Source organism: Acidobacteriota bacterium (genome assembly GCA_029861955.1).
Lineage (GTDB): Bacteria > Acidobacteriota > Polarisedimenticolia > Polarisedimenticolales > Polarisedimenticolaceae > JAOTYK01.
Genome location: JAOTYK010000025.1, coordinates 44817 through 55631, shown reverse-complemented (window position 1 = coordinate 55631; position 10815 = coordinate 44817). Strand labels below are relative to the sequence as shown.

The window sequence follows — 10815 nt, the reverse complement described above, 5'->3', positions numbered from 1 at the left end:
CGAAGGCTGTCGACGCGGCTGCGGCGTGGACCGCGGCTGGGACGAAGGCTGTCGTCGCGGTTGCGGCGTGGACCGCGGCTGAGACGAAGGCTGTCGACGCGGCTGCGGCGTGGACCGCGGCTGGGACGAAGGCTGTCGACGCGGCTGCGGCGTGGACCGCGGCTGGGACGAAGGCTGTCGTCGCGGTGTCGTCGGGCGGGCCGAGCGTGATCGTGACGATGCAGAGGAGTCGCTGCCGCGATTGTTCTCGACGGCAGGTCGACGAGAAGGTCTGCGTTCGGCGGTCGATCCGGCGGACGACGATCGTCCGCGGTCGGCGGATTCATCGGTCCGATCCCGGGTCGTTCGCGGTCGGCTCATGCGGTCGTAGATCGTACGCATCCGCGAATCGTCACCGGTCTCCACCCGAGGCTTTCGCTCCGGTCTCGCAGATGACGGTCGGTTGTCTCCGCCGGGACGGGTCAGTGTTCTTGCATGGGCCCCGCGTGTTGTCGGAGTCCGGTCACCCGAGAATCGATCGCCGCGCTGCAGATCGCCACGCGAGATTTGATCCCTGACGATCCGATCGGTATCCCGCACCGAATCACGGGTAGGTCGATTCCGAACGACGGGGTTGATCCGATTTCGATCGTCCCCACGGACTCGCAGCACCGCTTCTCGTCGAGCCGACTCGGAGTTGGCCAGACGACCCGGCGCGACCCGCGGCGGGCGTGTCGAAACAGCGGATCCGCGGAGCTCGTCTCGGATCGAGTGGACCGGCACCGCGTACCGATCAGAGTATCGGTGTCGGAAGTGTCCATAGCGGACGAAGGTCCACGCATACGGATCGTAATAGCCGTAGTAGATCGGGCCTGCATAGCAGGGCTGGTTCCAGTAGTTCAGCGCGGTCCAGCCGACGTGGACGTTACCCCAGGACCAGGCGACCCAGGCTCCGCCGAAGACTCGGCCGGGGCACCAGCTCCAGCCGAACCCACTGACCCAGTTCCACCGCCCGTAACGGTAGGGCGCCCAGCCCCACGGCTCGGAGGAGACCCAGAAGTAGCCACCGGGGCCATAGTCCCAGCGACCGAGACGGTAGGGACGCCAGCCTGCCGGCACATCGTGCGGCGACCAGACCCAGCCGTAGTCGGCCGTGTGACGCCAACCGCCCTGAGACGAGAGTTCGCGGTAGTACGGGCGGACCTCGTCGGGCAAGCTGTCGTACGCGCCGTCGCCGCTGTTACCGGCGTAGCGGTCGCGTGATTGGTAGAAGTCATCGCGCTCGTCGACCCAACGGTCGAACGAGTCGCTGACAAACGTATTGAACGGTTCGGGCCTTGTCGGGCGTGACGCGTGGCGAACCGTGCTGCGTGTGCCAGCACGAACGATGACTGCGCCATCGGTTCCGACGAGTTCGGCGACCCCGCGCCGGGAGGTCACATCGGTCACACCATTCGCGTTAACCTCGATGCGCAGATCACCGGCATCCAGGACGTAGATCGATGCTGTCGGGGTGTCGATGCGGAACTCCTCTCCGTCGCCGTCGAAATCGGTGAGGGTCAGGATGCGTATCGCGCCTGTGGAGAGTTGAAGGATCGTGTTGTCCTGGATCTCCGCGTAAGGAGACGGCATCGAAAGGAAGGTCAACTCGGAGCCACGGTCAAACCGGACCAACGAACCGTCGCCCAGCTCGACCTCTCCGCGCTGGTCGTGACCCGTGAGCAGCGTGTCACCGGGGTAGATCGGCGTATTGGGACCGACGTCCGATCCCGAATCGCCGTTATCCGTGAGGACGGAGCGACGGACGGTCAGGCCGTTATCTGCGAACTGGATACGCCCGTAGGCACCATCGGCGTAACCGGCGTCGTCGCCCTTCTTGTCGTCGTATCGGTAGGTGTCGTTGCCGCTCTGAGCGGCCAGTGGCGCGAGGGAGGCGATCGCCAGGAACAACCCGATGCTGCTCCACCGAAGGGTCCGCCAGCGATTGGGGGTTTGTTTTGTGCTGTTCATCGTTCTCTCCTTGCGCCGTCGAATTCTCTCTGCCGCACAGTCGGGTCACCGGTGTGAATTGCATCAAACGTGCCAGCTTTTGGGCTCCATTTGCCCGCAAAAGTCCTTGATTTAGGCCTGTAATGGGCCGTTCGTCCTCACCAGAAGTGGACACTGTCTCTGGATGGTGACACCTGCCGGCCGCCAGATGGCTCCCTTGACGCTTTCGAAGGCCCGGTGATAATTTTCGGTTTTCGGACAGATCATGGCCATCCTACCAATCGTTCTCTACCCCGAACCGATCCTCCTCAAGCCGACCGTCCCGGTCGACGGGGTCGATGACGACCTCCGACAGTTGATCCGAGATATGGCCGAGACGATGAACGCGGCCCCCGGGATCGGTCTCGCGGCCAATCAGGTCGGAGACAATCGCCGGGTCTGCGTCGTCGATCTCAGTGCCGGGGAGGAGGAAGGACAGCTGTTCGTCTTCGTCAATCCGAAGATCCTCGATGCCGACGGAACACAGCTGGGCGAGGAGGGCTGTCTCTCGTTTCCCGACATTACATTCGATGTCCAACGGGCGGAGCGAGTTGTCGTCGAGGCCCTCAATTTCGATGGTGAGCCGTTCACTCTAGAAGCCGAGGGTATGTTTGCCCGGGTGATCCTCCACGAATGTGAGCACTTGTCGGGCAAGACGTTTCTGTCCAACCTATCGTCCCTCAAACGAAACCTGATCAAGAAGAAAATCAAGAAGCGGATCGAAGCGGACGACTGGCACCCAGCGGATCCCTCTTGAAGCTGGTCTTCTTCGGCACGCCGGCGTCGGCGGTCCCGACGTTGCAGGCGATCGTCCGCGCGGGGCACTCCCTGGAGTTTGTCGTCACCCGACCCGACCGACCGATCGGCCGCTCCGGGCGAGCTCAACCCACACCGGTGAAACGAGCGGCGATCGATCTGGGGGTCGAGGTCCTGCAGCCGTCCTCCCTTCGCGAGCCGGCTTTCAGGCAGCGGATCGTCGAATCCTCTCCCGACGCCCTCGTCGTCGTGGCCTACGGACGCATGCTCGGACGGTCTCTGCGTGAGGATTGGCCGTTCGGCTCGATCAATGTCCACTTCTCGCTGTTGCCCCGATATCGAGGAGCCGCTCCCGTGCAGTGGGCACTTGCCAACGGTGAGACCGAGACAGGCGTCAGCACCATGCGCCTGAGTCGCGCCATGGATGAGGGCGATGTCTACCTGACCCGGACCGTTCCCATCCTGGTCGGAGAACACGCACCGTCGCTGCAGGAGCGGTTGTCCGTGCACGGCGCGGAACTCCTGGTCGACACGTTGGCCGGACTCACGTCCGGTTCGCTCGACGCAACACCCCAGGATCATAGCCGGGCAAGCTATGCTCCGATCTTGCGACGCGAAGATGGACATGTGGACCCCGCGGGCCAGGCCGGCGAATTAGTGGGCAAGGTGCGAGGCTTCGATCCCTGGCCGGGTGTCTGGCTGATGCGAGGGGGGCGAAGGATCCGGTTGGTGGAGGCCGAGCTCTACGGCGGCCCGCCGATTGAGGGGTCACCCGCGGGAACGCTGGCCCGGGTGGGGGACTCGGTCGTGTTGGTGTGTGGTCAGGGGGCTGCGATCCTCACCGCCGTGCAGCCTGAGGGGAAGCGAGCGATGCCGATCCAGGATGCTCTGAACGGCCGACAACTTGCCATCGGGGATCAACTTGAATCCGCGACCGGCTGACGTCGTGACGGCGCGGGAGCTGGCGGTCGCCACCCTCGAGCGCGTCGAACGGGCGGGGGCCCATGCCCAACCTCTCCTCGACCGAGCGTCGGACCGCCTGAACGATCCACGTGACGTCAGTCTGATGCATGCACTGGTGATGGGTGTCCTGCGACAACGTCGTCTGCTGGATCATGTCATCGAAGGTGCCTCCAGCCGGCCACTGGGTCAGATGGGCCGCGATCTGCCGATTCCGCTGCGCCTCGCGACCTTCGAGTTGCTGTTCCTGGATCGTGTCCCCGAGTTCGCGACGGTCGATGCCGCCGTCGAGGGGATCCGTCGCCGGGGAGGTGGCCCGGCGACCGGTTTCGTTAACGCCATCCTGCGCACCATCGCTCGACAGAAAGATACGCTGCTGCCTGACGACGACGCGGCCCTGGCCCTTCGTTATTCCTATCCGGACTGGTGGGTCGAGCGTCTTCTGAAAACGCGCGACGCGGAGTCCATCGAGGCGATGCTTCGTCTCGGCAACGAGCCGCCCCCTCTCACCGTGCACGTCAACACGACGAGGATCTCCGTCGACCGATTCGTCGCCGACCGAACCACTGAGGGCGTGGCCGCCTGTCGCGGCGAATTTGCGGACACGGCGGTCCACATCTCCGAGGGACTCCGCAGCGTCACCGCCCCCCTTGCCGGCGGGGATTGCTGGGTCCAGGACGAGGCGGCCCAGCTGGTGGTCTCGCTCCTGTCGCCCTGCTCGCAGGCGAGGGTTCTGGATCTCTGCGCCGCCCCCGGGGGGAAGACCCTCCAACTCGCCGCGCGATACGACAACGGTTCGACCGTCGTGGCGGCCGATCGGTACTGGAGGCGGCTCCGAAAAGTTCAACAGAACCTGGCTCGATGTGGACTCGAGGCGCCGCTGACCGCCGCGCTTGACGGATGCGCCGAGCCCTGGGCTCTGCAGGGTCGATTCGATCGAGTCGTGGTCGATGCGCCGTGCAGTGGGACCGGGACCTTGCGGCGCCACCCGGAGATCCGCTGGCGCCTGACGGAAGCCGACCTCCGTCGTTATCGCGAACGGCAGGTCAGGCTCCTGACACGCGCCTGTGAGCGACTGGCGCCAGGTGGCGAGGTGGTCTTCTCTACCTGTTCCATCGAACGGGAGGAGGGGCCGGACGTCATCGAGACCGTGCTGGCAGACCGTGACGACATCGTCGTGGCCTCGGCCGCCGAGCGCGTATCGGGTCGCGCGAGGGAGTTCGTGACCCCCGAGGGTTACCTGGTCACCGATCCGGCCGTCGGTGTCGACGGATTCTTTGCAGCGGTGCTCCATCGGCGTTAGAGTCATGGGGTCTTCTGGCCCCCGGAGATCCGGTTGAAGATACGAGTCCGAATGCCGACCCTGCCGCCCATGCGACGCGTCCTTGCCGCCGCGGCCTGGGGAATTGCAACCGCGACCCTCATGGGGATCGCATTCGTCATGGCGTTCTTCTACTCCATGCGTGGCGACCAACGTGCGACCGAGACTCGGGTGCCGGACCTGCGCGGACTGACACTCGAGGCGGCAGGGGAGATGGCAGGATCCGTCTCGTTGATCACCGAGGTGGTCGACCAACGCCACGATCCCGCCGTCGCCAGTGGTCGGATCCTGCAGCAGGTGCCTCCGCCGGATTCATCCGTGCGGCGGGGACGCCGGATCAAGCTGATCGTCAGCCTCGGGGGGCAGGTGCTCGAGGTGCCGGATCTCACTCACGAGACGTCTCGAACGATGACGATCGAGTTGCGTCGTCAGGGGTTGGTGGCCGGCGACGAGGTGCGTGTGTTTTCTTCGAAGGTTGAAACCGGCAGGATCATCAGTCAGGTTCCACCGCCCCTATCGCCGGCCGTTCCCAACACACGCATCCATCGCCTGGTCTCCAGTGGTTCGCGCCCCATCGTCTGGGTGATGCCGGATCTTACGGGCGAGTCCCAGGCCACGGCCTCACGCTGGCTCGATGCCGCCGGGTTTAGGCGGGGGGCCGTCCGCCGGGTTACGATGTCCGGGCTCGAACCCGGGACAGTCATCGGGCAGTCGCCTCTCTCGGGGCATCCCATCCGAGCACGAGACATCGTCGAACTGACTATCGTTCACTGAGGAGATTGACGTGGCGGCCATCCTTGCACCTTCCATCCTGTCTGCCGACTTCGCCCGACTCGGTGAACAGGTCCGGGCTGTCGAGGCGGGTGGCGCAGGGATCATCCATGTCGACGTGATGGATGGGCACTTCGTCCCCAACATCACCATCGGACCCCTCATCGCCGAGGCCGTCCGCCGTAGCACCGAGTTGCCGGTGGATTGTCACCTGATGATTGCGGAGCCGGACCGCTATCTCGAGGCATTCCGGGAGGCCGGCGCCGACATGATCTCGGTGCACCAGGAGACCGTGCCCCATCTCCATCGGACCCTGGCCAGAATCAGAGAGCTTGGCGCGCGCGCCGGTGTGGTCCTCAACCCCGCCACGCCGCTTTCCGTGCTGGAAGAGGTCCTGGACCAGACCGATTTCGTCCTGCTGATGTCGGTCAATCCCGGATTCGGCGGGCAGACGTTGATTCCAGGCGTGCTCGATAAGGCGCGTCGTCTTCGTCGGACCCTCGTCGAGCGCGGGCTGGATGTTCGTATCGAGATCGATGGCGGGGTGACCGAGGACAATCTTCAGCAGGTGACCGAGTCGGGAGTCGACATGATCGTTGCCGGGTCCGCGGTCTTCGGTGGCGGGGAGCCAACGGAGACGACGGCACGGATGGTGCGGCGTCTGGCGGAGTTTGCGAACCTTGAACAGACCTGCTGACGTCGGTCCGCTGCTTGGCCGTGTAGAGACGCGGGTGCGCTACCCCGAGACCGACCGGATGGGTGTGGCCTATCACGGTCATTACCTGGTCTGGTTTGAATTGGGCCGAACGGAATGGATGCGCGAAATCGGGTTTCCCTACGGAGAACTAGAGGACGAGGGTGTCTATTTCCCCGTCACCCGAGCAGAGGTGCGCTATAGGCGTTCTGCGCGCTACGATGAGCGACTCGTCGTCGAGACCCGTCTCGTGAGCGTCGGCGCATCGCGAGTCCGTTTCGAGTATCAGATCGATGGGCAGGATGGTCGGATGGTGGCGACCGGCGCCACCGAACACGGAGCGGTTGGACCCGAGGGGCGACCGCGTCGTTTGCCGGCCAATCTTCGGGAGCGATTACAGCATGGCGGGAGTTGACGTCTTGAAGTTGCGGCTTGGCCGGGTTGTGGGTCTTGGTGTGGTTGGTCTACTCGTCGCCACGGGTGCGCTCGTCGGTTGCGGGAAGAAGGACCCGCGGATGAACGAGTTCCTCGATGCCCAGGAGCGTTACGACCTTGGCAGACAGCTGATCGCCGAAGGTGAGTTGTCGCCCGCGATCAAGGTGCTGAGCCGCGTGGACTCTTACGACTCACCGAATCGTAAGGAGATCGAGCCACTCCTCCGTCTTGCTCTTGCCGATGCCACGTTCTACAAGGGCAGTTCGCTGGCCTGGATCGATGCCCGCTCGCTGTACCAGGACTTCGTGACGCTTTACGGGGATCACGACCTCGCGCCGTACGCCCAGCTGCAGACCGGGATCTGCGTGTTGCTCCAGATCGTTCACCCGTCGAGAGACCAGAGCGAGACCTTCCAGGCCATCGCGGACTTTCGCCAGGTCGAGACGCGTTGGCCGAGTTCGCTTTACGCAGGTGCCGCACGGACCATGCGGATCAAGGCCGAGTCAAACCTCGCCGAACATGACCTGCTCGTCGGTAGGTTTTACGAAAAACGGGGCGCGCATATCGCGGCTTCCGGTCGCTTCCGGCGAGCGTTGACCGAGTATCCGAACTACTACGACCTGGAAACGGTCTACTTCCTCCTCGGGCAATCGTTGCTGCCGGGCAACACGGAGGAAGGCAAGATCTACCTCAGCAAGGTTCTGGCCGATTTTCCCAGCAGCCGCTACGCCGGTCAGATCCGCAAGATGCTCAGCGACGCGTCCGAGCGGAAATCACGCACGCCGGACGCTGCGGCGGCACCGTGAGTCAAGCGGTTCGCGTGGTCGTTCTGGGCGCGGGTCGGGTCGGTGGCCTGATCGCACTCGATCTCGCCGGCGACGACGGGCTTCAGGTCACGGTCTGTGATCGCGACCCGCAGGCGCTTCAGAGAGTCGCGGGTCCGCGCGTTCGCACCGAGGTCACCGACCTTGCCGACTCGGCGGCGGTCAAGCAGCGGGTCGAATCGGCAGACGTGGTCGTGGGCGCGGTCCCGGGGGCTCTGGGCCATGTGCTGCAGAGCGCGGCCATCGAGGCGGGGACGCCGCTGGTCGACATCTCATTCGTCCCGGAAGATTCGAGTCGGTTGAACGACCTCGCCGCGCAGCGCAACGTCCCCGTTGTCGTGGATTGCGGTGTCGCACCCGGCCTGTCGAACTGGTTCGTCGGACGTTCGGCGGCGGAAATGGACGACGTCCTGGATGTTGAGATCATGGTCGGAGGGTTGCCGGTCACTCGACGCTGGCCGTTCGAATACCAGTCGGTGTTCTCGCCGACAGATGTCGTCGAGGAGTACACGCGGCCGTGCCGGATGCGTCGCGGAGGCGTGGATATCGTCGTCCCACCGCTCACCGAGATCGAGAACGTCGAATTTGAACGGGTCGGCACACTCGAGGCGTTTCTCACCGACGGGCTGCGCTCGCTGCTCGAGACGATCCCTTCGCCGACGATGTGCGAGAAGACGCTCCGCTATCCCGGTCATGCCGACCGGATGGCGATGTTGAGTCATACCGGATTCTTCGACGAGTCACCGATCGAGATTGATGGGGTCATGGTCCGGCCCCGTTCCCTGACGGAGAACCTGATGTTCTCGCGATGGGAGCCGCGACCGGGGGACGAGGAGTTTACCGTGATGCGGGTCGTGGTTCGGGGTAGATCGGCCGGCGAGGAACGGACCGAGCGATGGGATCTCTACGACCGAACCGACCGGGAAACCGGTGCCACGTCGATGGCCCGAACCACGGGGTTCCCATGCGCTATCGTGACGCGAATGGTTGCGGATGGTTCATGGAAAACGGCCGGCATTACTCCGCCGGAGATCCTGGGCGCACGCGCGGACCTGACCGAACGCATGTTGGCGGAACTACGGGGGCGAGGCGTCGAGATCCATCACGAGATCCAATCGACGCCGCTACGATCCTAGAAGAGTGTGTCCCGCCGCACCGTCACCTGATCCTCCAACGCGGGGTAGTGATGGACGAGTTCCTGCGGTGCGGGTGGGCGCTCCCCCGTCAAAACGTGGAGCAATTGGAGTGCATTGACGAGTGCCTGTCCTCGAAAGTGATTGTTCTGGATCGCAACGAGCTGTTCGGCCGGCTTCGCGAGGCTCTCCACGCACCCCGCGAACTCCGCAACCTCGGCACCGGAGTACAGATAGTCGTATCGCCGGTCGCGATTCGTGTCGGCGGCGAACCACTCGCGGCTGTTTCGGCCGTGGAACCGCAGGTAGGCGATCTTCCCGGTGACTCTCGGTATCAGTTTCAGCACCTGACGCGACGCGCGTGGCTGGTCGATGGCGCACCAATTGATCTGGTGCGTCGTAAGCCACTCGAACGTCTCGGGGTGATCCCAGGACCGATGCCGTAGTTCGACGGCCCAGGGGAGCGAGTCGCACGCGAGTCGGATCCGCTCGAGGCGCCGTCGATTCTCTTCGGTTCTGTGAAACCGTTGGGGGAACTGCACGAGGATGCAGAGCAGCCTCCCGGCCGTCGAGAGGGGCTCGAGACCTCGGAGCGTCTCGGAGACGGCACTCTCGACCAGGTCCTCGTGGCCGTGCGTCCAGTCGCGGTGAGACTTGGCGGTAAAACGAAAGTCCGGTCGATCCGCGACGCGGGTCGCCCACGACCGACTGGTCGACGCCGCGACGTGTCGGTAGAAGCTCGCGTTGACCTCGATCACATCGACGAACCGGCTGATCCATTCGAGTCGGTCGAAGCGGGACGAACTCCTTGCCGGATAGACGACACCAGACCAGTCCGGATAGTCCCATCCTGCGAGACCGATCCGTACGCTCCGGCTCACAGCGGGAACTGCGAACCGTCTTCCAGCCGATGAAAGCCCGCCTTTCGCAACCGCTCCAACGCCGGTCCATTCTGAAGAACCGGGTTCGAATGATTGAAGTGTGTGAAGTAGATCTCGCCCCGTTGACCCTTCATCGCGGAGAACCGATCGATGCTCTCTGAAATCAGCGGATGCCCGACACTGCCCACATCGCGGCCGGGGAGTTCATCGTAGGAGTAGAACGTTCCGTCGAGGATGGCGACGTCAACGTCTGCCAACCACGACTCGATGGGTGGCTCCCAGTTGACCCAGTCATCGGTGTCCGGCGCGAAGAGCACACGTGACGTCGGGCCCTCGATCAGGAACGCGACGGTGTCGGTGTACTCGTCACGATGGGGTGCCGGTATCGCGCGGATTCGTAGACCGCCTTCCAGCACGCGCTCGTCGTCCATGGGCATGAGACGAATGTTCTCCAGTCGAACGAGTTGCTCCCACGGTCCGTTGCTCTCGAGGAACGACGCGAACCTCGGCGTGCAATGGACGGGGATTCCCGGTGCGTGCATCGCCTCGAATCCGAGGTAGGCCAGGCCCAGATAGTGTCCGATGTGGGCGTGGGTCAGGAAGATGCCATCGAGGGGTCGTCGATCGACGCGGGCCTCTTCGATTCGTGCCGTGAGCGAGGCCAGCTGCTCGGGGAGGTCGGGCGTGGCATCGATCAGGTAGCGACGTGGAGGATCGACTGTTTCAAGAAGGAGACTCGAGACGCGGCGTCTTGACGCCGGGTCTCGTCGGGCCGCCTCGCAGCGATCGCAACGACAGGCGACATGGGGCAACCCGCCATCCTGGGCGGTTCCGAGAACAAGAACCCGCGGACCGGAAACAGGGCGGTCGGCGTCCTCGGGCCCCTCGCCGCAACCGACGAGCAGGACGGCACTGCACACGATGAGAAGCAGGCCGAGGGCAACCGGGGCGGGGCGGATCATGGAGGCATGGTAACGCCACACCGCTGGGCGGGGATCGCAAAAAAAGGGGCCGGGCTTTCGCCCGACCCCTA

Annotated in this window: 11 protein-coding genes; 8 read left to right on the top strand and 3 right to left on the bottom strand. The window is 64.4% G+C overall.

Annotation, left to right across the window (positions count from 1 at the left end; genetic code table 11):
* Positions 1-1989: FecR domain-containing protein (locus OES25_12785; GenBank protein MDH3628513.1), on the bottom strand; the 1989-nt coding region annotated here is incomplete at its 3' end.
* A gap of 244 nt (positions 1990-2233) precedes the next feature.
* Between OES25_12785 and def the strand changes: the two genes are divergently transcribed.
* The 8 genes from def to OES25_12745 are packed head-to-tail and all read left to right on the top strand — an operon-like array spanning position 2234 to position 8904.
* Complete coding sequence (gene def, locus OES25_12780) at positions 2234-2764, top strand: peptide deformylase (protein MDH3628512.1); 531 nt, start codon at positions 2234-2236, stop codon at positions 2762-2764.
* Complete coding sequence (fmt, locus tag OES25_12775; protein ID MDH3628511.1) at positions 2761-3705, top strand: methionyl-tRNA formyltransferase; 945 nt, start codon at positions 2761-2763, stop codon at positions 3703-3705. The genes def and fmt overlap by 4 nt, the downstream gene beginning before the upstream one ends.
* Positions 3686-5026 (top strand): 16S rRNA (cytosine(967)-C(5))-methyltransferase RsmB, encoded by a 1341-nt coding sequence (gene rsmB / locus OES25_12770; protein MDH3628510.1) that lies wholly within the window; start codon positions 3686-3688, stop codon positions 5024-5026. The genes fmt and rsmB overlap by 20 nt, the downstream gene beginning before the upstream one ends.
* Before the next feature lie 33 nt (positions 5027-5059).
* Positions 5060-5818: a PASTA domain-containing protein gene (locus tag OES25_12765; GenBank protein MDH3628509.1), complete on the top strand. Its 759-nt coding sequence runs from the start codon at positions 5060-5062 to the stop codon at positions 5816-5818.
* Between the two features lie 10 nt (positions 5819-5828).
* Positions 5829-6512 carry a ribulose-phosphate 3-epimerase gene (gene rpe, locus OES25_12760; protein ID MDH3628508.1) on the top strand — a complete coding sequence of 228 codons (684 nt, stop codon included), beginning with the start codon at positions 5829-5831 and terminating at the stop codon, positions 6510-6512.
* Positions 6496-6924, top strand: a complete 429-nt coding sequence (locus OES25_12755; GenBank protein ID MDH3628507.1) for an acyl-CoA thioesterase — start codon at positions 6496-6498, stop codon at positions 6922-6924. The genes rpe and OES25_12755 overlap by 17 nt, the downstream gene beginning before the upstream one ends.
* Positions 6911-7750 carry an outer membrane protein assembly factor BamD gene (gene bamD, locus OES25_12750; GenBank protein ID MDH3628506.1) on the top strand — a complete coding sequence of 280 codons (840 nt, stop codon included), beginning with the start codon at positions 6911-6913 and terminating at the stop codon, positions 7748-7750. Before OES25_12755 ends, bamD begins: the two co-directional genes overlap by 14 nt.
* The gene (locus OES25_12745) at positions 7747-8904 is read left to right on the top strand and encodes a saccharopine dehydrogenase NADP-binding domain-containing protein (GenBank protein MDH3628505.1); all 1158 of its coding nucleotides are present in this window, start codon (positions 7747-7749) and stop codon (positions 8902-8904) included. The genes bamD and OES25_12745 overlap by 4 nt, the downstream gene beginning before the upstream one ends.
* Here the strand turns inward: OES25_12745 and OES25_12740 are convergent.
* Positions 8901-9782, bottom strand: a complete 882-nt coding sequence (locus OES25_12740) for a DUF72 domain-containing protein (protein MDH3628504.1) — start codon at positions 9780-9782, stop codon at positions 8901-8903. The two genes, OES25_12745 and OES25_12740, sit on opposite strands and share 4 nt — an antisense overlap.
* On the bottom strand, positions 9779-10744 hold the full coding sequence (locus tag OES25_12735; protein MDH3628503.1) for an MBL fold metallo-hydrolase: 966 nt from the start codon (positions 10742-10744) through the stop codon (positions 9779-9781). The genes OES25_12740 and OES25_12735 overlap by 4 nt, the downstream gene beginning before the upstream one ends.
* Positions 10745-10815 lie beyond the last annotated feature (71 nt).